The organism is Jingyaoa shaoxingensis (assembly GCF_014385005.1).
In the GTDB taxonomy this organism is placed as follows: domain Bacteria; phylum Bacillota; class Clostridia; order Lachnospirales; family Lachnospiraceae; genus Marvinbryantia; species Marvinbryantia shaoxingensis.
Window position 1 is genome coordinate 1 of sequence record NZ_JACRSZ010000010.1, and the last position, 21,786, is coordinate 21,786.

The following is a 21,786-nucleotide window of genomic DNA, read 5'->3' on the forward strand; positions in this document are numbered from 1 at the left end:
TCACACGGTGCCATGCGGCACTGTGCGCTTATGCGGTATTAGCAGTCATTTCTAACTGTTATCCCCCTGTATGAGGCAGGTTACCCACGCGTTACTCACCCGTCCGCCGCTCAGTCACAAAAAAATTCATCTGAAGAATCATTCTTAAGTGCTTCGCTCGACTTGCATGTGTTAAGCACGCCGCCAGCGTTCATCCTGAGCCAGGATCAAACTCTCAAATAAAATGTTTGAATCCAGTTCAAAATTAACGTCTAGCTAATTTATCCCTTTTACTGTTTTATAAGGTCAGTTCCTTGAATTAACTTTTAGAATCTTTCAAGGTTGTTTCACTGTTCAATTATCAAGGTTCTTTTTCGTTTCGAACTTCTGTATTTTATCACAAGTCCAAAGCGTTGTCAACTACTTTTTTATTTTTTCATTGACTAACGGAGAAGGAGGGATTTGAACCCTCGCGCCGCTATTAACGACCTGCACCCTTTCCAGGGGTGTCCCTTCAGCCTCTTGGGTACTTCTCCAGACTGATTTTCAACTTTATTCAGTTGACGGAGAGAGTGGGATTCGAACCCACGCGCCCTTGCGGACAAACGGTTTTCAAGACCGCCTCGTTATGACCACTTCGATATCTCTCCATTTTAGCGCCTCATGTTTTCCTGCACTTCAAAAGGCAAGAATTATTCTAACACCAGGTTTTATATTTGTCAACTATAATTTTACATTTTTTTCAACTTTTTTATTCCTTAAAAAATGGATGCTGCTCAGTTTATTGTCCAAGGTATTGAACCGCTGCGAAAATAGTTTTTACCTCTCTCCAAGTTTCAGATTCGGTACCGCATTCAGATCCCATCCGCTCCTTGTTCCTGCCAGATATTCATAATATGCTGCTGCGCCAATCATGGCTGCATTATCCGTACACAGAATTGGTGAAGGATGATAAAACTTCACATGATTTTTTTCACAGGCTGCTTCCATTTCTTTTCTCAGTGTCGAGTTGGACGCCACACCTCCAGCTATGGCAAGCTTATCAAATCCATACTCTTTTACTGCCATCATTGCATGCTCTACCAGTACATCTGTAACAGCTTTCTGGAAAGATGCTGCCACATCTGCTGCAACAACTTCTTCTCCCTTCATTCTGGCTGCGTTCAGATAATTCAAAACGGCCGATTTCAGCCCGCTGAAACTGAAATCATATACAGATTCTGCTATATGCGCTCTTGGAAAACTGATTGCTTCCGGATTTCCTTCTTTGGATAATTTATCAATCTTTGGTCCTCCCGGGTATCCCAGACCAATTGCCCTCGCCACTTTGTCAAACGCTTCTCCCGCTGCGTCATCTCTGGTACGTCCAAGGATTTTATATTTTCCATAATCTTCAACTACCACCAGATGCGTATGACCTCCTGATACCACCAGGCAGGCAAACGGCGGCTCCAGATCTTTATTCTCTATATAATTGGCTGAAATATGTCCTTCTATATGATGCACACCAATCAGTGGCTTTTTTGCCGCATAACTGATAGCTTTTGCTTCTGCCACACCGACAAGAAGCGCTCCTACCAGCCCAGGTCCATAAGTTACACCTATGGCATCAATATCATCCAAAGTTACTTCTGCCTGCTTCAAGGCTTCTTCTATTACCTGATTAATCTTTTCAATGTGCTTTCTTGACGCAATTTCCGGCACTACGCCCCCATACAGTGTATGAAGCGCAATCTGAGAAGAGATAATGTTGGATAACACTTCTCTTCCGTTTTTTATAACTGCTGCTGCTGTTTCATCACAGGAGCTCTCTATTGCCAGTATTAATACATCTTTTTCGTTTTTCATAATGCTTATTTCGCTTCCCCTTCAAACATGAGTTCTGTGGATTTTCCATCTTTTCCCGGATATGCATTCGGAAAAATATCTGTCACTGTTTTCATATATTCTTCCGGATGGTTCAGGGACGGGCTGTAATGTGTCAGCCACATTTCACTGACATCTGCCTTTTTCGCCACTTCTGCCGCTTCCATAAAAGTCATATGCTTATGCTCGACTGCTTTTTCTTCTTTGCCTGGTTCTCCATACATACCTTCGCAAATCAGAAGATCTGCATTACGTGCATTGTCAATCAGTGACTGCGTCGGTCTGGTATCTGTACAGTATGTCAGTTTAATCCCCTTTCTTGGTGCTCCCAGCACCATATCAGGTGTATAACATTTTCCATCCGCTTCTATGGTTTCTCCTTTTTGCAAATGACTCCAATATTTCAGCGGAATCTCCTGCTCTTTTGCCCTTAATGCATCGAATTTGCCTGCTCTGTCTATCTCGATAGAATATCCATAACATAATACATTATGATTTACCCTATATGCTATCAGCCGATACCCATCCATCTCAAATACCTGCTCCGCTCCCTGGATCTCTCGAAACCTTATCTCAAAAGGCAGTTCCGGTGCAATCACCCGAAGTGCACTGACTACACGTTCCAGTCCTTTCGGTCCAATCAGAGTCAGCGGTTCTGTGCGCATGGCATTCCCCATCGTCAGTAGGAGCCCAGGCAGACCGCTGATATGATCTCCGTGATAATGTGTAAAGCATATCACATCAATCGGTTTAAAACTCCACCCTTTTTCTTTGATTGCTATCTGTGTTCCTTCTCCACAGTCAATTAAAATACTGCTGCCATTATATCGCATCATCAGCGAAGTCAGCCAGCGATACGGGAGCGGCATCATTCCACCGCACCCAAGTAAACATACATCTAACATATCGCACCAATACTTTCTGTCTTATGTCTGTCCTTCCTGCCACATCTTCCTGATCAGCAGCTTTTGAACAGTTTTTATATCAGTTCTGTCTGTTCATACATTTCGACAGGGATCGCAAAACGGATCACAAGCTCCTGAAAACAATTTTCGCAGATGCAAAAACGATACCCTTTCCGGTCTTCTTCCGAAAAATATCCCCATTCTTTCTGCACCTCCAGACAGTCTTCCTGTTTCTCTACAATCTTTTTTCCACACATATTACAGCATTTTTCCTGTTTCATCTCTCATCCTCCATTTCCTGTGATGAAAAAGATTATACAGGAAACCTCCATTTTATCCTATCGGAAACGACTGGAGATATTTCCACATTATCACTGCATTCTCTTTTGGAAAATCATAAAAATTCTTACGGACACCACACGTTTCGAATCCTATCTTCTGGTATAAAGCAAGTGCAGCCAGATTGCTTTCCCGCACCTCCAGTGTAAATGCCCGTACACCTCTGTCCTCTCCTGCCTTCAGAAGCTCCAGAAGCATCCTTTCCCCTACTCCGCATTTCCTGCATGCTGCATCCACAGCCACATTTGTAATATCTGCCTCATCCAGCACCTGCAGAAAACCACAGTATCCTACCAGTTTTTCCCCTATGCATGCCACCAGATAGCAGGTATTCTCCTGCGCAAGTGAGTCTGCAAAGCCCTGTTGTGACCACGGAAGAGAAAATGTCTCTTTTTCGATTCTTGCCACTTCTGTCAAATCTTCTGTTGTCATTTTCCTGACACAAATATCTCGGCTATATTCAGGCATGTTTTTCTCCTGCCTGTTTTTCTGCCCTTTCTCTTTCTGCCTGTGACAGTCTCAGGTAATTCGGCTGATGTTCCATGGCAGTCTCCAGATGCCCTGCCTGTGCATACTGCATACCAAGAGCCGCCACTGCTCCTGCACGCTGGCGGTTCAAATGTGAAGGTGCAAGCAAATATGGCACTTTCAGTTCTTTTTGTATTATATCCAGATAAACAGGCACTCCGTCTCCTGCCAGTACCACTTCTTGTCCAAGCTGATTTAGCTTTGCCAGAATCTCTTCCACCGGAACTGCCATTTGATCTTCAACTTTTTCCAGTTCATTTCCGCTGAACTTATAAATTCCGGTATAGACCTGGCTTCGTCTTGCATCCATCATTGGGCAGACCAGTTTATCACTCCCACAAAAATTATACGCAATACCTTCCAGTGTCGGGACGGATACCAGTGGCTTTTTTAATGCCAGTCCCAGTCCCTTGGCAGTTGCAGAACCGATGCGCAGACCGGTAAAAGAACCTGGACCTGCTGCCACTGCAATTGCATCTACCGTGGACAGATCCAGCTCAATCATTTTGCCAATCTCATCCAACATAGGAAGCAGTGTCTGTGAATGTGTTTTTTTGTAGTTGATGGTATACTCTGCCAGCATCTGTGTATCTTCCACTACCGCAACGCTTGCCACCATCCCTGAGCTGTCAATTCCCAGAACCTTCATCTTATTTCACCTCTATTCGCCGGTAATCAAATCCTTTTTCCAGATCCTTCTCTATCGTAATCCAGATCGTCTCCTCCGGCATAATTTCTTCAATTAAATTTGCCCACTCTACCAGGCATACGCCCTCTCCGAAAAAGCAGTCTTCGTATCCGATTTCATCCATTTCCTCTATATCTCCAATGCGGTACACATCAAAATGATAAAATGGCATTCTGCCTTCTTCATACACCTGTACAATAGTAAATGTAGGACTGCTCACCGGTTCCGTAATACCAAGACCTTCTGCGAATCCCTTGGTCAGTATGGTTTTTCCCACGCCAAGATCACCCAGAAGTGCATATATCTGTCCCGGTTTCGCTTCTGTTCCCAGTTTTTTTCCTAATTCGAACGTCTCTTTTTCGCTAAATGTCTCTATCTTCATCACACTTCAAAAAATAGAACGGATCCGGGCTGGTGATAAAATGCATCAGCATATAGGCACACATCATGGCCACTTTTTCTTCCTTCAGAATCCGTCTTGCTTCCTTCCTGTCTACTAAGACCACTTCGATTTCTTCGCTGTCTTCTTCCCCTTCTGTACTGATCTCTCCGGATGCATAGCCGTAGACCATGGAACAACATTCATCTGTCATTCCAATCGTGGTGTATAATGGTTTTTCCATATAGGCTGGTACCTGAAGAGGCTCCAGTTTCAATCCTGTTTCTTCCCTTAATTCACGGATTGCCGCACTGTGATAGTCTTCGTTCTTTTCCACCAGACCTGCCGGGAATTCATAAATAAAATCATCGATTGCATAACGGTACTGATGAATCAGTACGATTTTATCTCTTTTTTCTCCATACAGGCTGTAGATAGCTACCCCGTCCGGATTCTCATCTTTTTTTGCCAGCTTCATCTGACCTGCTTCCGATGCGCGGGATGCAACATAATAATTCACATCCCCGCCCAGCCGGTTTTCCGCATTCAGATAATACATATTCAGGAAACGATTATCTGTCATTTTTGTAACGCTTCTGATCTTTCCCATTTTAAATGCCTTTCATGGTTAACTGAATTCGTTTCTTATTCAGATCTACGCTCATGACTTTTACTTCCACAATATCCCCCACACTCACAACTTCCAGAGGATGTTTGACGAATTTCTTATCTGTAAGCTGAGAAATGTGGACAAGTCCGTCCTGATGCACTCCGATATCTACAAATACGCCAAAATCAATAACATTTCGCACGGTTCCCTTTAACACCATGCCAGGTGTCAAATCCTTCATTTCCAAAACATCAGTACGCAGGATTGGTTTTGGCATCTCATCACGCGGGTCACGGGCTGGTTTTTCCAGTTCTTTGACAATATCGCGCAAGGTAATCTCGCCAACCTCCAGTTCCTCTGCCAGTTTCTTATAGTCTTTGATCTTTTTTGATAAGCCTTCCAGCTTACGGTCAGTAATATCTGCTGTGGTGTAACCCAGTTTTTCCAGCAAAAGTTCTGCTGCATGGTAACTTTCCGGATGCACACTGGTCTGATCCAGTGGATTCTTACCGCCCTGGATTCTCATAAATCCGGCACACTGTTCATATGCCTTCGGTCCCAGCTTCGCAACCTTCAGAAGCTGCTTACGATCCACAAACTGTCCGTTTTCTTCACGGTATATTACGATATTTTTTGCGATCACCTTACTGACACCGGAAATATATTCCAAAAGAGAAGCTGACGCAGTATTTAAGTCTACTCCGACCTTATTTACGCAGTCTTCTACCACACCGCATAAAGTCTCGCCCAGCTTTTTCTGGTTCATATCGTGCTGATACTGGCCTACCCCGATAGACTTTGGATCTATCTTGACCAGCTCAGCTAATGGATCCTGTACTCTTCGGGCAATGGATGCGGCGCTTCTCTGTCCCACGTCAAAATTCGGGAATTCTTCTGTTGCCAGCTTACTGGCCGAATATACAGATGCTCCCGCTTCATTCGTAATGACATACTGTACCGGTGTGGATATCTCCTTCAGAAGTTCCACAATCACCTGTTCAGACTCTCTGGAAGCAGTTCCGTTTCCTACTGAAATCAACGTAATATGATATTTGTCGATAAATTCTTTTACTTTATCTTTTGCAGCCCGTATCTTTTTCTCATTTGTCGGTGCAGTCGGGTATACCACTGTGGTATCAAGCACTTTTCCGGTAGGATCTACAACTGCCAGCTTACATCCGGTACGGAATGCCGGGTCCCAGCCCAATACTACCTGTCCTGCAATCGGAGGCTGCATCAGCAGCTGCTGCAGATTCTTTCCAAAAACATTGATGGCTCCTTCTTCCGCGTTTTCTGTCAATGCATTGCGGATCTCTCGTTCAATTGCCGGTGCAATCAGACGTCTGTAGCTGTCTTCTGCCACTTCTTTCAGGATATCCGTTGTATTTGGATTCTCTTTTTTGATTATCTGCTTTTCCAGATATCTTAAAATGCGTTCTTCCGGTGCTTCCAGCTTCACATTCAGGAACTTTTCTTTTTCTCCGCGATTCAGTGCCAACACACGATGTCCCGCCAGTTTGGATACCGGCTCCTGAAAATGATAATACATTTCATAGACAGACTCTGCCTTTTCGTCCTTGGCTTCTGCTGTCAGAACACCTTCTTTTTCTGTCATCTCACGTATTCTGGTACGATATGCCGCTTCATCTGAAATGCTCTCGGCAAGAATATCCTTTGCTCCATTTATTGCATCCTGAACCGTGCATACCTCTTTCTCTTCATTCAGATAAGCTTTGGCTTCTTCTTCCAGTGGCTTTTTCGTCATCTGAAGCAAAATAATATTAGCAAGCCCTTCCAGTCCCTTTTCTTTAGCAATAGTAGCACGCGTCCTTCTCTTCGGACGATATGGACGGTATAAGTCCTCTACCAGTACCTGAGTCTGCGCCTCCAGGATCTTTTTCTTCAGTTCTTCTGTCAGCTTACCCTGGTCTTCAATGCTTGCCAGCACCTGTTGCTTCTTTTCTTCCAGGTTGCGCAGGTATACCAGTCTTTCGTGTAATTTACGAAGCTGTTCATCATCCAGCGTTCCGGTTGCTTCCTTACGGTATCTGGCAATAAATGGTATGGTATTGCCCTCATCAATTAATTTTACAGCAGCCTCTACCTGCCATGCCTGTACTTCCAGTTCGGAAGCAATTTTCTTTATAATATCCATGTTTTTTGTTTCCACCTGTTTTCTTTTTATTGCTTTTATTCGCTCGCCAGAATCTTCAAATAGTGTACCCCTGTCAGATTCTCAATATCGGTAAACAGGGCCATTGAGTTCCCTGTCGTCGGTAAAATATCCACGCAAAGTGTCAGCGAAGCGACTCCATTGACCGGTATTGTCTGATGGATGGTCAGAATATTAGCGTGATATTCTGCAATTACTTTCAGAACATCTGACAACAACCCTGGCTGGTCATCCATCTGTATTACAAATGTGATTTTTTTCCCTTTTGTGTTTTCATGGAAAAGCGCGATATCATCTTTATATTTGTAAAATGAACTACGGCTGATCCCTGTCATATCAGAGGCTTCCTGAACCGTAGCAGCACGTCCGGTCTCCAGAAGCTTTTTTGCTTCTACCACTTTCAGCAGAACTTCCGGTACTGCCTTTTCCTTTACAACATAAAACTGTTCTTTTCCTTTCATATTCACTCCTTTATGTGGCAGCTTCTTCAGAATCCACGTCCACTGCCGCCACCATATGTATGTCCGCCTGAAGAACTGTGTGTAGATGTTCTTCCACTGTCTCCGCCTCCACCGGACGACTCATTTTCAATCTTGCGATGTGTCTCAAACTGACGCACAAAATGGTCATTCTGTGCCGTAATTGTCAGTCTGGCATTCTGTTCTGTGGAATACCGGTATTTTTTTACAATCTTATAACTTCTGTACAAAATTACCGTTACAAGTGCAGCTGCCAGCAATGCTCCCAGAAATGCCATCAGGACATCTTCCCCGGTCAGACTGTGATAGTACGTAATCTCTCCGGTCTCTGTATCATACGAATATTGATTCTCCGGGATACCGCTCTTCATATACTCCAGCGTCTTCTCCAGCATGGCTGTCATTGCCTCGCCATATTCCCCGTCTGATGCATACTTCTGTGCCACGTCATAGATACTTTCCTCCCTGTAATCAGTAATATAATGGATCATATCACGTTCTGTCACCAGGTTCAGTTCCCGGTTATCCATATCGATAATCAGTGCAATTCCGCCTTTTGCATCATTGCTCTCCAGACCATATTCTTCGTAGGTCTCTTCCAATACTTCATTGGATTCCCTGCCATCTGCATCATCACAAGTCATAACCAATACATTCATCTGCCAGGAAGTTTCTATCTCTTTTGCAAGAGTCTCTATCTGCTGCACTTCACTGTCAGAAAAAAGCTGTGCGTCATCCTGTACCAGACATTCTGCATATGCTGTCATGCCAGACAGACACAGCCATATACACAGTGTCAGCCATATGAAAGAGATCTTTCTTTTTGACCTGTATCTCTCTACCATCCCCAATATCCTCCCAACAGCATAAGCAGGAACACTACTGCAAACACACCAAAAAACAGTTTTATTACTTTTTTCTTATCAATCGGAAGTTCACCGCTGATTTTCCGTGTCTGTCCGTTCATTGCGTAATAATAGATCTTATCGTTCTTTCCACGATAGGTAAGCACCCATACCGGAACGAGCAGATATTTCCAGTTTTCGCCCTGAATATGGAACTCACTTTCCAGAGATGAAACGGTATCATAGCCATGCACACTGCTTTTTACCATATCTGCTGAATGCTTCTGCACTTCTTTATGTAATTCCTCTGCCAGATCAGATTTTTCAATATCTCTTTTTTCTGCCAGAAAACCGCTCAGATATTCCATAGAAAAATCTTTGGTTTCTTCCAGGCGGAAAGGCTGTACTGCCTCTACCAGCTGTCTGTTTTCTTTGTTCAGTGCATTTCTGGTCAGTTCACGGAACTCCACTTCCGCTTCACGATCCAGATGATATACCTTTGTTTCCGTATGTTCCATATCTCCGGTCCGGTAGACACGAATTCTCTTTGCCTCTCCGTGCCAGCCACCTTCTGTCTTACAGTCATACTGCCAAAACGGAAAGTAGATTCCACTGATCTTTTCGATCTGCTCTTTGCAGAAAAAATTTCTGGGAATAAATCGCTTTTTCTTCACATACTTCAGGAAGCTGTCCACTGCCTCTTTTTTATCTACGGCAAATGGAATGATCTTATCCGGACGGTATTGTCCGGAGAGTTTTCCCTGAAGAATCACCGGATTGTGGCAATAGAAACAAAAGGTAGCGGCTGTAGTTGCATCGGTCACAATCTCCGCTCCGCAGCTTGGGCACAGATACAGATCTGCTTCTTCAAATGCTTCTCTGTCATTCTTACTCTCATCCTTCTCTTCCTGCTGTTTTGATTCTGTTGCCTGCTGATTCGCTGCAGCAGCTTCTTCCTGTGTGAATTCAGAAGAACAGTATTCGCACTGAAATTTCTGTGAAGCAGGATCGAACTGCAGATCTCCTCCGCAGTTCGGACATTTAAACGTAACAACTGCCATATTCTACTCCTTATGCTTTTGGTTTTCCACAATTAGAGCAGAAATTACCTTTGTTTACATTTCCACAGGAACAGGTCCATTCTGCTGATGGCTTTGGCTTGCCACAATTAGAACAGAAGTTTCCTGTATTAACTGCTCCGCAACCGCAGGTCCAGCCCGCTGCCTGTGGCTGCTGCGGCTGAGCTGTCTGCTGCTGCATCATTGCCTGCTGATGTGCCATCTGATTCATCTGCATCTGCTGCATATTCGTCTGAGAAGCCTGCCCCATAAAGCTGCCTGCTGCTCCCATGCCCATTCCCATGCCCATAAACCCGGCTGCTGCACCATTGGCATTGGAACCTGCTGCTTCCATTCCACGGGCAATGGAAGACTGCACGAACCCTTCTCTTACAGAAGGATCTGACATCATTGCCCCCTGATTTCTCATATTGATCAGCTTCTGAGACTCTTCATCATAGGAAATGCTGGCAATTCCTACTGCCTGAATCTCCATACCGCGTGTCTTAGTCCACTGATCATCCAGCACATCTGCCATATATCTTCCCAGTTCCATTGCCTTGGATGTCACAAAAGAAATACGCATTCCTTCTGCAGACATACGGTTAATGGATGACTGCAGCGCTTCCAGGAATTCACTGCGGTACTGGTCATTGATTTCTTCAATTTCAACGCGCTGTGCATTCTTTGGTACTACTTCTGTATAAAACTTCAGTGGATCTGTAATCTTAATGGAGTACGTTCCGTGTGCGCGCAGAAACAGTTCCGCATTATAAAAATTATCAAAATAGTTTACTGCATTGCGGGTACCGAATTTGATTCCTTTGATCTCCTGTAAATTAATATAAAATACTTTCTGAGATACCGGTGTCGTTCCACCGAATTTGAATCTGGAAAATGTTTCTTTCAAAGCCTCGTCGAACTGTCCGTTAAACATCGATGGTGCTGAGGAATTACTTACTGTATAGTATCCAGGTTCTGCGGTGTAATCGATAATCTTGCCACCGTCTACCAGAATCATAAACTGATTGTCGTATACATGGATCACAGAGCCGTCGGATATCACATCTGTTGTTGGTCTGTTTGATCCTTTTCTGACCATAACACCTCTGGTAAACACGGTCTGGGCATCCATTTCCTCCGGTTCAATGGCTTCTAAAAACTGATCCTGAAATCCTGATCTTATACTGCCTGTGGCTGCTCCAATTGCTGTTCTGATAATTCCCATCTTTATCCTCCTTTACTGTTCCTCTTCTTTTTCATTTCCGAGGGCAATCCATTTTAAATATGCATTGATAAATAAATCAATGTTCCCATCCAGTACACTGTCTACATTTCCTGTTTCTGCATTTGTTCTGTGATCTTTTACCATAGTATATGGTTGCATGACATAGGAACGGATCTGATTTCCCCATCCCATCTCTTTTTTCTCTCCACGGATGCCAGATGCTTTCTCTGCATTCTCCTGCTGCTTCAACAGATACAGCTTTGCCTTTAACATCTGCATTGCCTTATCCTTGTTCTGGAACTGCGACCGCTCATTCTGACACTGCACTACTATTCCGGTCGGAATATGCGTGATACGGATCGCGGAAGATGTCTTGTTAATGTGCTGTCCACCGGCACCACTGGAACGATACGTATCAATGCGGATATCGTCATCTTTGATCTCCACATCCAGATCCTCTTCGATATCCGGCATCACATCACATTGTACAAAAGATGTTTGTCGCTTGCCTGCAGCATTAAACGGTGAAATACGCACCAGCCGGTGTACACCTTTTTCTGCCTTCAGATAGCCATAGGCATTTTCTCCCCTCACCTCAAAGGTAACGGACTTAATTCCGGCCTCATCTCCATCCAGATAATCGATAACCTCTACTTCATAGCCTTTTTTATCTGCCCATCTGGTATACATACGGTACAGCATGCCTGCCCAGTCGCAGGATTCTGTTCCGCCGGCTCCGGCATGCAGGGATACAATGGCATTCACATTGTCATATTCGCCTGAAAGCAGGGTTTTGATTCGGATATTGTCAAAAGCTGTTGTGAATTCATCCAGTGTTGTCTGAATCTCATCTAGCAGAGAAGTATCATTCTCTTCCTCTGCCATTTCGATCAGTGTCTCAATCTCCTCATACTGCTCCTGCAGGGTATGATAGGTTGCAATATCGTCCTTCATGGACTTTAACTTTTTCATAAACTCCTGAGACTGTTCCGGATCATCCCAAAAGTCCGGTTCTTCCATCTTTCTTTCTAATTCTTCGATTCGCTTTTCCTTGTTAGCCAGGTCAAAGTGAATCCCTCACTTCCAGTAATGGTTTTTCATATGTGCCAAGCGTATACTTGAACTGATCTAATTCGACCACTCTGTCACCTTCTTTCCTATTTTCTCGTTGCCATAACAAAATGCAGACTGCAACAGGCAGTTTCTGTCTGCGGCAGTCTGCATCTTTTTATTTTTTACGTCCGCAGCACTGTTTGTATTTCTTTCCGCTTCCACACGGGCACGGATCATTCGGATATACTTTTTCTTCTGTACGTTTCTTTGGTGCATTGGCAACAGTATCATCTTTGTTGGTACCGGTTACTTTCGCAACTTCCTCACGTTCTACTTTTTCTTCCACACGGACATGGAAGATCAGTCTTAAGGTATCTTCCTGAATACCAGAAAGCATCTCATCGAACATCTCAAATCCGCTCATCTTGTATTCTACCAGAGGATCCTTCTGTCCATATGCCTGAAGACCGATACCCTGACGCAGCTGATCCATATCATCAATGTGATCCATCCACTTGCGGTCAATGACTTTCAGAATTACCACACGCTCAAACTCACGCATCTCATCCAGCGTCGGGAAGATCTTCTCTTTTTCCTCATAAAGAGCAATGGCTTCTTTTTCCAGCTTGTCTTTCAGTTCTGAAACAGAAAGCTTTGCATCTTCTTCTGTCAGTGGTTTTACCGGAATAATCGGAATCAGGATACGGTTCAGTTCCTGAATGTTCATTCCGTTTTCCACTTCATTGCACATATCCACGTATTTTCCAGTCACATCCCGGATCATCTTCAGAACAGAATCTCTCATGCTCTCGCCATCCAGTACACGGCGTCTTTCTTTGTAGATAATCTCACGCTGTTCGTTATTCACCTGATCGTATTCCAACAGGTTCTTACGGATTCCGTAGTTATTGGTCTCGATCTTCTCCTGTGCCTTTTCGATGGCAGAAGAAAGCATCTTGTGCTCGATCTGCTCATTCTCAGCCACGCCCAGAGAACGGAACATATTCATCAGACGTTCAGATCCGAACAGTCTCATCAGATCATCTTCCAATGAGATGTAGAATCTGGATTCACCAGGGTCTCCCTGACGTCCGGAACGTCCACGTAACTGATTGTCAATACGTCTGGACTCGTGTCGCTCTGTACCAATAATCTTCAGTCCACCCAGTTCCTTAGAAACATCATCCAGCTTGATATCCGTACCACGGCCTGCCATGTTGGTGGCTATGGTAACTGCTCCATGTACACCGGCATCTGCTACAATCTCTGCTTCCAGCTCATGGAACTTGGCATTCAGCACTTTATGAGGAATGCCTCTCTTTTTCAGCATGCCGCTTAACAGTTCGGAAATATCAATGGTAATGGTACCAACCAGAACCGGCTGTCCCTTGGCATGTGCTTTCTCAATCTCATCCACTACTGCACGATATTTCTCTTTCTTGGTCATGTAAACCGCATCATCCAGATCCACTCTGGCAACCGGACGGTTCGTCGGGATCACTACAACGTCCATACCATAGATATCACGGAATTCTTTCTCTTCGGTAAGCGCAGTACCTGTCATACCAGACTTCTTATTATACTTATTGAAAAAGTTCTGGAATGTAATAGTAGCAAGTGTCTTGCTCTCACGTTTTACCTTTACATGCTCTTTCGCTTCGATTGCCTGATGCAGACCGTCTGAATAACGTCTTCCCGGCATGATACGTCCGGTAAATTCGTCTACAATCATGACCTGATCATCTTTTACAACATAATCCTGGTCACGGAACATCAGATAGTTAGCACGCAGTGCCAGATCCACATTGTGCTGGATCTCCAGATTCTCTGCATCTGCCAGGTTCTCAATGTTAAAGAACTTCTCTACCTTCTCTACACCTTCCTGAGTCAGTGTAACCACTTTATCTTTCTCATTTACAATAAAGTCGCCGGTCTCTGTAATCTCTTCACCCATGATGGCTGTCATCTTGGTCACTTCTCCGCTGGCCTCACCTTTCTGAAGCTGACGTGCCAGAATATCTGCCACTTCATATAATCTGGTAGACTTTCCACTCTGGCCTGAAATAATCAGAGGTGTTCTGGCTTCATCGATCAATACAGAGTCCACCTCATCGATGATGGCATAATGAAGTTCTCTCTGTACAAGCTGTTCCTTGTAAATAACCATGTTATCACGCAGATAATCAAATCCCAGCTCGTTATTGGTAATGTATGTGATATCACAGGCGTACTGTTTACGACGCTCGTCATTATCCATGTCATTTAATACTACACCGACAGTCAGTCCAAGGAATTCATGAACCTTTCCCATCCATTCTGCATCTCGCTTTGCCAGGTAATCATTGACAGTAACGATATGCACACCCTTTCCTTCCAGCGCATTTAAATATGCAGGGAGTGTGGAAACAAGAGTTTTACCTTCACCGGTTCTCATCTCAGCAATACGCCCCTGATGAAGAATGATACCACCAATGATCTGTACACGGTAATGCTCCAGTCCGATGGCACGCTTTGCACCCTCACGGACAGTAGCATATGCTTCCGGAAGCAGGTCATCCAGTGTCTCTCCATTTGCCAGTCTGTCTTTATATTCCTGAGTCTTTGCGCGAAGCTGCTCGTCTGTCAATGCCTGCATGGTTGGACGAAGTGCTTCTACTTTATCAACCAGTGGCTTGATTCTCTTCAGCTCACGGTCGCTGTGTGTACCAAACACTTTTTCAATAAAATTCATTCTTACTCTCCTAAGTCTCTGTTACTTGCAGAAGCAAAGGTGCTTCTGCCGATACTACCCATTATCTTAACACTATTCCCGTTTTTGCACAATAAATATTTTCATAAGATTGCGGTGAAACGAAAAATGTGCTACACTGTAATTACCAGAAAACCTGTGTTTTCCTATCTGTTCAGTATCTTCACAGGACAGTGGGTTCTGAACAGTTATGTGTTTTCTAAATTATTCTGGATACTTTTTATGGTATCTGATTAAAGGAGGCTGAACATATGAAGTTTATCATCAGCGGAAGGAATCTGGAAGTTACAGAGGGCTTAAAGAACACTGTTATTGACAAGCTTGGAAAGCTGGAACGGTATTTTACACCGGACACAGAAGTGAATGTGACCATGAGTATTGAGAAGGAACGTCAGAAGATCGAAGTAACCATCCCTGTCAAGGGACATATTATCCGTTCCGAACAGGTCAGCAACGATATGTATGTTTCTATTGATCTTGTAGAGGAAGTGATTGAGCGTCAGCTCCGTAAATATAAAAACAAACTGGTAGCCAAGCAGCAGGACGGCGGCAATTTCCGCAGAGAATTCCTTGAAAAAGAAGAGAACATCGAACCGGAAGAGATTAAGATTATCCGTACCAAGGAGATCGAGATGAAACCAATGTATCCGGAAGATGCCTGCATTCAGATGGAGCTTCTCGGACATAATTTTTACATGTTCCATAATGCAGAGAGTGATGAAGTTAATGTTGTGTACAAGCGTAAGGGCGGCACTTACGGCATGATCATTCCAGAGCACTAAATCGAATCACAGACATGATTCATCCCGTGGGATTTTTCCACGGGATGATTTTTATTTTAAATATTTATTTCTATTCGCTGCATTATTCGTAATATACGGATATGCTTTAATGTTCTTAACCAGGGAACTGTATGGTTTATTGTAAACATATCTGATATCCGTATTTAAAAGTCCATATTTATTGCTCAGCGTTTTCAAGGCATTGCATTTGGAATGGTACAGATATGCCTGTTCAACAACTCCCTTTTTCTTATAATTGTAAAATATCTTTCTCTGTTGTTTATACAGTTCTGTTGAATTTTCAAAGTCACCCAGATATACAATCTTTCCTTTTTTGTTTATAGTAAATACTCTATTGTAAACTACTTTTCTGCTTTTATTGTAACTGTTATCTGTTGTAAATAATTCATATGTTCCGTCTTTATTCATATCAAGCAGTACAAATGCATCTATTTTGAATCTGGTTTTTCCGGTCCATTTTTTTCCATTCAGCATATATGTCGAAGACATTGATACTGTTTTTTTCTGTATGAATTCCCTGTAAATCTTCTTCTGCTTTGCTTTTCCAGGTGCCGCAGATACCGGAACTGCCAGAGCAAGTATAAAGCAAAGACACATTAACACCATTTTGTTCCATTTTTTTCTTTTCATTCTCCATCCCTCTTTTCTTTTTTCTTATATTTTCAGTATAGACATTTTATTTGTGAAACACAATCCTTTTTACAATTTTCTGCACAATTCCAACACCCTGCGGTATTCCATCTGCCCGCCGAACAGATCCAGTGCACTTCCTACAGTCACATTCACATGGTTCTGTCCCAGTTCTTTCAGAGTCATCAGATCTTCATAGGATCCTACACCCCCGGCATAGGTTACCGGAATCCGGTTCCATTCTCCCAGCATGGCTGCCAGCGGTTTTTCAATGCCGGATGCCTTACCTTCCACGTCTACTGCATGAATCAGAAACTCGCTGCAATAATCTGCAAGCTCGTCCAGCACTGCCCGGGTCAGCTGCACACTGGTAAACTTCTGCCAGCGATCTGTAACAATATAATACGCATCTTCTCTTTTCCGGCAGCTTAAGTCCAGAACCAGATGCGCTTTTCCCACTTCTTTTTTCAGTTTTTCCAGGTTATCATAATTGATTTTCCCATCTTTAAAAACATAACTGGTTACGATGACATGGGATGCACCTGCTCTTAAAAACTCTTCCGCATTCTCTGTGCAGATACCACCTCCAATCTGAAGACCTCCCGGATAGGCACCCAGTGCATCCAGCGCCTGTGCTTTTGTCCGTTCATAATATTCCGAATCTCTGGCATTCAGCAGAATTACATGGCCGCCCCGGATTCCGTCTTTTTTGTAAAATTCAGCATAAAAGGCCGCGTCCTGTTCTGCTACGAAGTTTTCTTTTGCCTGATCCCCCTGATCCTTCAGTGATCCGCCTACAATCTGTTTTACTTTTCCGTTATGTATATCAATGCATGGTCTGAACTCCATCTGTTGTACCTCCGATTTGATATGATAATTATTAACTATTCAGTAGCCACTGTGAAGGTACTGAGCAGTTACTATAATCCTGATATCGTTTTATTCTATCATATTCAGCTTAAGTCTGGTACCCAAATTTCCGATTCCATAACGAAAGAAAACCAGTGGCAAAATACCTCTTCATTCTGCCACTGGTTTTCCATCTCTTATTGTACTCCTGTATCTGTATTTCCGGTATTCTCGCTGTCGATGCCGTCATCTGCCAGACGGTCTACTGCATCTGCCGCTCCGTCAATTATATCATCGCCTGCTTCGCCAATGCCGGCTCCCACATCTTCCAGCACGCCGCCATCTGCATTGTCATTGGCATTGTTCTGACTGCCGTTATTGATGTTGCCTGTATTTGCTGTGTTGTTCCTGTTTTCTGCACCGTCATTCTGAATTGTATTTCTTTCCGTTACACCATCATTGATATTTCCATTTTCATTGGTACCCGCGGTCGTTTCTGTTCCGGTTGTATTGTTGTCATTGTTATTCCCGCATCCTACCATCACCATACTGACGGTCATGACCAGCAGACATCCTGCCAGTATCTTTTTCATATTTCTCATAACGCATCTCCTTTTCCGGTTCGTTAAATTTGTTTTCCTTAGTAATATCTCACCTTTTTTCTGATTTATACCTTTCTTCTGTCAGTTTCTGCGTCTTTTTTCCCTCGTCTGCTCCTTCAGAACTCTCCGCTTAAGCTGTCTTCCCGAAAACGGAAACAGTGGATAAAGATAACTTTTTCCGGATACTGTCTTATTGGATGCGATAAAAAAGCATACCGCCAGTACTCCCACAATAAATCCCGGCAATGCAAAGAGTTCTGTCAGCACCAGCAGCATCAGTCTCATAAATTTTAACGCATATCCAAGTTCAAAATTAGACTGGGTATAATTGGCAATGGCAACGAATGCCATATACAGCATGGCTTCGGAATTAAACCAGCCGGACTGTACCGCAAATTCTCCCACTACAATACCGGCAATCACGCTCAGAGGCGTGGACAGGGTATTGGGCGTATTGATGGCAGCCAGCTTCAATCCGTCGATGGCAAATTCCAGAAACAGAAGCTGCCAGATTACCGGTATATGAATGACGCCTTCGACCTGAATGAATTCCATCCCGGCAGGAATCCACTGGGGATGTTCCAACAAAAGCAGCCACAACGGAGTCAGGAACAGTGTCAGTATGGCAATGATCAGACGGCTGATCCGAAGATAGCTTCCGGTTATCGGTGGAAAATAATAATCATCCGCCTCTTCCATAATATCCAGCAGGGTCGCCGGCAGTATCATTGCCGAGGGTGCATTATCAATCAAAATCAATACTTTCCCATCCAGCAGGGATGCTGCTGCAGCGTCTGGGCGTTCTGTGTATTTGAACTTCGGAAACGGATTGATCCATTTTCCTTTATAGAGTACCTCTGCCAGACTCTCCTGATTCATGGGAAGGGCATCCACTTTCAGTTCATGAATGCGTTCTCTCAATCCTTCCACCAGATGCGCATCTGCCCGTCCTGCCATATAACACAGCACAATATCGGTTCTGGAAGCTTCCCCTGCCTGATATTGTTCTATCACCAGGTCTTTGCTTCGGATACGTCTCCGGATCAGCGCCGTATTATATACCAGAGTTTCCACAAATCCGTCTCTGGATCCTCTCAGCGCCTTATCTTTATCCGGTTCACTGATACTACGCATTGGATAACTGCGGCAGTCTATGGTAAAACAGGCATCGTATCCGTCAATCAGAAGACATGCCATTCCTGCAAGCACTGCATAGACCACCTCATTCAGATCTGTCAGAAGCTGCACATCTCCATAAGGGATCTGGCTCTGTGTCAGCTCTTCGCTGTTCTGGGGCAGATCCTCCGGCGTCAGAGAATAGAAAAACTCCAGCAGCTTTTCCAGCACCTCATCTTTTACGAATCCATTGATAAAATACAGGCACGCAGGGCGGTCTCCCACCTGCACCGGCCGGAAAATCATATCAAAATTCTGATCTGCCCGAAGCAGTTCATACAGTATTCTGGTATTTTCATATAAATCTGTGGATATCTTTTTTTCCATCAAAAAACTCCTTTGGGTTATTCACTTTCTAAGTGTTTCCCCAAAGGAGCTGTTTTATTCCGTTATTTTTCTGCATATGATATAAAAACAAAATTCCTGTTTCAAAGGAGAGCCCGTTATGAGTTCCAAAACTAAAATTCTGCTTTTCAGGAGACGTGAATGTATCTATACACTGCTTTTTCTGGCACTGGGTGTGATTCTGATAATTCTGGCTGTTCTGATGTTTCTTCCTGCTTCCAGAAACAGTCAGAATACTGTACCTACTTTTGCACCTGGCATCTATACCTCTCAGATTACACTGCAGGATGCCGTCATGGATGTGGAAGTGCGTGCAGATCATGCCGGTATCCACAGTATCGGTTTTCGCAATATCAATGATAGTGTATCTGCCATGTATCCTCTGATGCAGCCGTCTCTGGACCAGCTTGCCCGGCAGATCTGTGATACACAATCCCTGGATAATATCTATTATGAGAAAAGCAGTCAATACACCTCACAGATGCTGCTCAGTGCCATCCGCTCGGCACTGAACATTGCCGAAACCCCATAGTTCCGGGCTTCTGGCATAAAGCATCGCCGTATGCTGCCTGTTTTATGCCAGATGATCCAGCTGTTCTTTCCAGATCTGAATGCTGGCATCACTTGGCATACGCAGATCTCCTCTCGGAGATACTGCCACACTTCCTACCTTCGGGCCATCCGGCAGGCAGGAACGCTTAAACTGCTGCGTGAAAAATCTCCAGTAAAATGTACGCAGCCATTTCAGGATGACTTCATCGGAATATACCCCCTGAAAAGCATACTTTGCCAGACGGTATACTTTTTCCGGTTCTTCTCCGTAACGCATCATATGATACAGGAAGAAGTCATGGAGTTCATAAGGCCCTACCAGATCTTCTGTCTTCTGAGAAATCGTGCCATTCTCCGGAGGCAGAAGTTCCGGGCTGACCGGTGTATCCAACACATCCACCAATACCCGTTCAAGCTGCGGATCCCCACATGTATCTGCATAGTATTTTACCAGATGACGCACCAGTGTCTTCGGAATGGATGTATTCACTGCGTACATAGACATATGATCCCCATTATAGGTTGCCCAGCCTAAAGCCAGTTCAGACAGATCTCCGGTTCCCACTACCATGCCGCCTGATTGATTCGCCAGATCCATCAGCACCTGGGTACGTTCTCTCGCCTGGCAATTTTCATAAGTCACATCATGTCTATCCGGATCCTGTCCGATATCCACAAAATGCTTCTTTACTGCCTCCTGAATGTTGACTTCTTTTAAGGTTGCTCCCAGTTTTCTGGTCAGTTCACAGGCATTGTTATAGGTACGATCCGTAGTACCAAAGCATGGCATGGTGACTGACAGAATACTGGTTCTCGGCAGACCAAGCATATCTACTGCTTTTGCCATTACCAGCAGTGCCAGTGTGGAATCCAGTCCTCCCGATATGCCCACTACCACAGACTTACAGCCGGTATGAGCCATTCTCTTTTTCAGTCCCAGTGCCTGAATGGTCAGGATCTCTTCGCATCTGCGCTCTCTGTCTGACTTGTCTGATGGTACGAATGGATTCGGATCCACATACCTGGTCAGTTCCGTCTCTGTTTTTTTCAGATGGAATTCAATATCGGTATATTCATAAGAACCATCTACCTGATAAGTAGTCATACGTCTGCGTTCACTGCGCAGCTTGTGAATATCCAGTTCACTATAGATCATCTCATTTTTAAATCTCTGTGACTGTTTTAAAACAGTGCCGTTTTCCACAATCAGGTTATGTCCGGAGAACACCAGATCTGTGGTGGATTCTCCTTCTCCTGCGCTGGCATAGATATATCCACAGATCAGCCGTGCTGACTGGTTCTGCACCAGAGCTGTACGATACAGACTCTTACCTGTATTCTCATTGCTGGCAGACAGGTTTACTATCACTGTAGCTCCCGCCATGGTTGCTGCCACACTGGGTGGATTCGGTACCCAGAGATCCTCACAAATCTCTGCTGCTACAATCAGCCCCGGTATTTCTGCACAGTGGAATTGCTGATGCATGCCAAACGGCACTTCCTGTCCATCAAAGGTTACCCATTCCACGTCTTCTTTTCCAGGTGTGAAATGACGTGCTTCATAAAATTCCGCATAATTGGGCAGATACTTTTTCGGTACCAGTCCAAGAAGTTCTCCGTTACTGACAGCCGCTGCCACATTGTACAGTTTCTGGTTCAATTCCCATGGCAATCCAACAAAAAACAGCCCGTCCAGTGTAAGAGATGTTTTTATGATCTTTCTCAGTCCCTCTTTTGCAGCATCCAGCATCCGCTCCTGCCAGAACAGATCGCTGCAGGTATAACCGGTCAGGCACAGTTCCGGGAATACTACAATCTTCGCTCCCTGTTCTGCTGCTTTTTTCATGTCACTGCATATGGACTGTGCATTATAAATACAGTCTGCCACCTTAATATCCGGCGTTGCCGCCGCCACTTTTACAAACCCATGTTTCATGTTGGTCTCCTATC

The 21,786-nt window shown here is 44.2% G+C and carries 21 protein-coding genes, 2 tRNA genes and 1 rRNA gene; 2 read left to right on the forward strand and 22 right to left on the reverse strand.

Features of this window, described 5'->3' with window-relative positions:
• The 17 genes from H8716_RS10310 to secA all read right to left on the reverse strand — a co-directional run.
• A 16S ribosomal RNA gene (locus tag H8716_RS10310) occupies nt 1-222 on the reverse strand; the annotation flags it as partial.
• A gap of 204 nt (nt 223-426) precedes the next feature.
• Nucleotides 427-515: transfer RNA gene (locus tag H8716_RS10315), tRNA-Ser, on the reverse strand.
• A 28-nt stretch (nt 516-543) separates the two neighbouring features.
• A tRNA-Ser gene (locus tag H8716_RS10320) sits at nt 544-629 on the reverse strand.
• Nucleotides 630-798: 169 nt separating this feature from the next.
• A complete protein-coding gene (tsaD, locus tag H8716_RS10325) occupies nt 799-1,827 on the reverse strand; it encodes a tRNA (adenosine(37)-N6)-threonylcarbamoyltransferase complex transferase subunit TsaD (protein WP_249308700.1) in 1,029 nt (342 codons plus the stop codon).
• 5 nt (nt 1,828-1,832) lie between these two features.
• Entirely contained in the window at nt 1,833-2,750 is a 918-nt protein-coding gene (locus H8716_RS10330; protein ID WP_249308703.1) for a ribonuclease Z, read from the reverse strand.
• A gap of 74 nt (nt 2,751-2,824) precedes the next feature.
• Complete coding sequence (locus tag H8716_RS10335) at nt 2,825-3,031, reverse strand: hypothetical protein (RefSeq protein WP_249308705.1); 207 nt, start codon at nt 3,029-3,031, stop codon at nt 2,825-2,827.
• A 52-nt stretch (nt 3,032-3,083) separates the two neighbouring features.
• Nucleotides 3,084-3,557: a ribosomal protein S18-alanine N-acetyltransferase gene (gene rimI, locus H8716_RS10340; protein ID WP_249308710.1), complete on the reverse strand. Its 474-nt coding sequence runs from the start codon at nt 3,555-3,557 to the stop codon at nt 3,084-3,086.
• Nucleotides 3,550-4,266: a tRNA (adenosine(37)-N6)-threonylcarbamoyltransferase complex dimerization subunit type 1 TsaB gene (gene tsaB, locus H8716_RS10345; protein ID WP_249308711.1), complete on the reverse strand. Its 717-nt coding sequence runs from the start codon at nt 4,264-4,266 to the stop codon at nt 3,550-3,552. The genes rimI and tsaB overlap by 8 nt, the downstream gene beginning before the upstream one ends.
• A gap of 1 nt (nt 4,267) precedes the next feature.
• The gene (tsaE, locus tag H8716_RS10350) at nt 4,268-4,687 is read right to left on the reverse strand and encodes a tRNA (adenosine(37)-N6)-threonylcarbamoyltransferase complex ATPase subunit type 1 TsaE (RefSeq protein ID WP_249308712.1); all 420 of its coding nucleotides are present in this window, start codon (nt 4,685-4,687) and stop codon (nt 4,268-4,270) included.
• A complete protein-coding gene (locus H8716_RS10355) occupies nt 4,668-5,294 on the reverse strand; it encodes an NUDIX hydrolase (RefSeq protein WP_249308713.1) in 627 nt (208 codons plus the stop codon). The genes tsaE and H8716_RS10355 overlap by 20 nt, the downstream gene beginning before the upstream one ends.
• Before the next feature lies 1 nt (nt 5,295).
• On the reverse strand, nt 5,296-7,449 hold the full coding sequence (locus H8716_RS10360; protein WP_249308714.1) for a Tex family protein: 2,154 nt from the start codon (nt 7,447-7,449) through the stop codon (nt 5,296-5,298).
• A gap of 35 nt (nt 7,450-7,484) precedes the next feature.
• Entirely contained in the window at nt 7,485-7,928 is a 444-nt protein-coding gene (locus H8716_RS10365) for an ACT domain-containing protein (RefSeq protein ID WP_249308716.1), read from the reverse strand.
• Between the two features lie 26 nt (nt 7,929-7,954).
• Nucleotides 7,955-8,791, reverse strand: coding sequence for a TPM domain-containing protein (locus tag H8716_RS10370; RefSeq protein WP_249308717.1), 837 nt, complete (start codon nt 8,789-8,791; stop codon nt 7,955-7,957).
• Nucleotides 8,785-9,852, reverse strand: a complete 1,068-nt coding sequence (locus H8716_RS10375; protein ID WP_249308718.1) for a TFIIB-type zinc ribbon-containing protein — start codon at nt 9,850-9,852, stop codon at nt 8,785-8,787. Before H8716_RS10375 ends, H8716_RS10370 begins: the two co-directional genes overlap by 7 nt.
• Before the next feature lie 10 nt (nt 9,853-9,862).
• Complete coding sequence (locus H8716_RS10380; protein ID WP_249308719.1) at nt 9,863-11,077, reverse strand: SPFH domain-containing protein; 1,215 nt, start codon at nt 11,075-11,077, stop codon at nt 9,863-9,865.
• Nucleotides 11,078-11,089: 12 nt separating this feature from the next.
• A protein-coding gene (prfB, locus tag H8716_RS10385; protein ID WP_249308721.1) for a peptide chain release factor 2 occupies nt 11,090-12,218 on the reverse strand; the annotation gives its coding sequence in 2 pieces (ribosomal slippage) (nt 11,090-12,142 and nt 12,144-12,218; 1,128 coding nt in all).
• 87 nt (nt 12,219-12,305) lie between these two features.
• Complete coding sequence (gene secA / locus H8716_RS10390; RefSeq protein ID WP_249308723.1) at nt 12,306-14,861, reverse strand: preprotein translocase subunit SecA; 2,556 nt, start codon at nt 14,859-14,861, stop codon at nt 12,306-12,308.
• Between the two features lie 269 nt (nt 14,862-15,130).
• Here secA and hpf point away from each other — a divergent pair, with 269 nt between their 5' ends.
• Nucleotides 15,131-15,661, forward strand: a complete 531-nt coding sequence (gene hpf, locus H8716_RS10395) for a ribosome hibernation-promoting factor, HPF/YfiA family (RefSeq protein WP_249308724.1) — start codon at nt 15,131-15,133, stop codon at nt 15,659-15,661.
• Nucleotides 15,662-15,712: 51 nt separating this feature from the next.
• Here the strand turns inward: hpf and H8716_RS10400 are convergent, their stop codons facing one another.
• From H8716_RS10400 to H8716_RS10415, 4 genes are all read right to left on the reverse strand, one after another.
• Entirely contained in the window at nt 15,713-16,312 is a 600-nt protein-coding gene (locus H8716_RS10400; protein WP_249308726.1) for a hypothetical protein, read from the reverse strand.
• Nucleotides 16,313-16,381: 69 nt separating this feature from the next.
• Nucleotides 16,382-17,161 carry a phosphoribosylformimino-5-aminoimidazole carboxamide ribotide isomerase gene (gene hisA / locus H8716_RS10405; protein WP_249308728.1) on the reverse strand — a complete coding sequence of 260 codons (780 nt, stop codon included), beginning with the start codon at nt 17,159-17,161 and terminating at the stop codon, nt 16,382-16,384.
• A gap of 197 nt (nt 17,162-17,358) precedes the next feature.
• Nucleotides 17,359-17,763 (reverse strand): hypothetical protein, encoded by a 405-nt coding sequence (locus H8716_RS10410; RefSeq protein WP_249308729.1) that lies wholly within the window; start codon nt 17,761-17,763, stop codon nt 17,359-17,361.
• Nucleotides 17,764-17,844: 81 nt separating this feature from the next.
• Nucleotides 17,845-19,266, reverse strand: coding sequence for a spore germination protein (locus H8716_RS10415; RefSeq protein WP_249308730.1), 1,422 nt, complete (start codon nt 19,264-19,266; stop codon nt 17,845-17,847).
• A 118-nt stretch (nt 19,267-19,384) separates the two neighbouring features.
• Here H8716_RS10415 and H8716_RS10420 point away from each other — a divergent pair, with 118 nt between their 5' ends.
• Entirely contained in the window at nt 19,385-19,816 is a 432-nt protein-coding gene (locus H8716_RS10420; protein ID WP_249308732.1) for a hypothetical protein, read from the forward strand.
• A gap of 42 nt (nt 19,817-19,858) precedes the next feature.
• Here H8716_RS10420 and H8716_RS10425 read toward each other — a convergent pair whose 3' ends face one another.
• On the reverse strand, nt 19,859-21,772 hold the full coding sequence (locus H8716_RS10425) for an NAD(+) synthase (protein WP_249308733.1): 1,914 nt from the start codon (nt 21,770-21,772) through the stop codon (nt 19,859-19,861).
• Nucleotides 21,773-21,786 lie beyond the last annotated feature (14 nt).

Bases quoted from the DNA above. Each gene is read 5' to 3' on its own strand.
- tsaD (WP_249308700.1), bottom strand. From the start codon at position 1,827: ATGAAAAACGAAAAAGATGTATTAATACTGGCAATAGAGAGCTCCTGT.
- H8716_RS10330 (WP_249308703.1), bottom strand. From the start codon at position 2,750: ATGTTAGATGTATGTTTACTTGGGTGCGGTGGAATGATGCCGCTCCCG.
- H8716_RS10335 (WP_249308705.1), bottom strand. From the start codon at position 3,031: ATGAAACAGGAAAAATGCTGTAATATGTGTGGAAAAAAGATTGTAGAG.
- rimI (WP_249308710.1), bottom strand. From the start codon at position 3,557: ATGCCTGAATATAGCCGAGATATTTGTGTCAGGAAAATGACAACAGAA.
- tsaB (WP_249308711.1), bottom strand. From the start codon at position 4,266: ATGAAGGTTCTGGGAATTGACAGCTCAGGGATGGTGGCAAGCGTTGCG.
- tsaE (WP_249308712.1), bottom strand. From the start codon at position 4,687: ATGAAGATAGAGACATTTAGCGAAAAAGAGACGTTCGAATTAGGAAAA.
- H8716_RS10355 (WP_249308713.1), bottom strand. From the start codon at position 5,294: ATGGGAAAGATCAGAAGCGTTACAAAAATGACAGATAATCGTTTCCTG.
- H8716_RS10360 (WP_249308714.1), bottom strand. From the start codon at position 7,449: ATGGATATTATAAAGAAAATTGCTTCCGAACTGGAAGTACAGGCATGG.
- H8716_RS10365 (WP_249308716.1), bottom strand. From the start codon at position 7,928: ATGAAAGGAAAAGAACAGTTTTATGTTGTAAAGGAAAAGGCAGTACCG.
- H8716_RS10370 (WP_249308717.1), bottom strand. From the start codon at position 8,791: ATGGTAGAGAGATACAGGTCAAAAAGAAAGATCTCTTTCATATGGCTG.
- H8716_RS10375 (WP_249308718.1), bottom strand. From the start codon at position 9,852: ATGGCAGTTGTTACGTTTAAATGTCCGAACTGCGGAGGAGATCTGCAG.
- H8716_RS10380 (WP_249308719.1), bottom strand. From the start codon at position 11,077: ATGGGAATTATCAGAACAGCAATTGGAGCAGCCACAGGCAGTATAAGA.
- secA (WP_249308723.1), bottom strand. From the start codon at position 14,861: ATGAATTTTATTGAAAAAGTGTTTGGTACACACAGCGACCGTGAGCTG.
- hpf (WP_249308724.1), top strand. From the start codon at position 15,131: ATGAAGTTTATCATCAGCGGAAGGAATCTGGAAGTTACAGAGGGCTTA.
- H8716_RS10400 (WP_249308726.1), bottom strand. From the start codon at position 16,312: ATGAAAAGAAAAAAATGGAACAAAATGGTGTTAATGTGTCTTTGCTTT.
- hisA (WP_249308728.1), bottom strand. From the start codon at position 17,161: ATGGAGTTCAGACCATGCATTGATATACATAACGGAAAAGTAAAACAG.
- H8716_RS10410 (WP_249308729.1), bottom strand. From the start codon at position 17,763: ATGAGAAATATGAAAAAGATACTGGCAGGATGTCTGCTGGTCATGACC.
- H8716_RS10415 (WP_249308730.1), bottom strand. From the start codon at position 19,266: ATGGAAAAAAAGATATCCACAGATTTATATGAAAATACCAGAATACTG.
- H8716_RS10420 (WP_249308732.1), top strand. From the start codon at position 19,385: ATGAGTTCCAAAACTAAAATTCTGCTTTTCAGGAGACGTGAATGTATC.
- H8716_RS10425 (WP_249308733.1), bottom strand. From the start codon at position 21,772: ATGAAACATGGGTTTGTAAAAGTGGCGGCGGCAACGCCGGATATTAAG.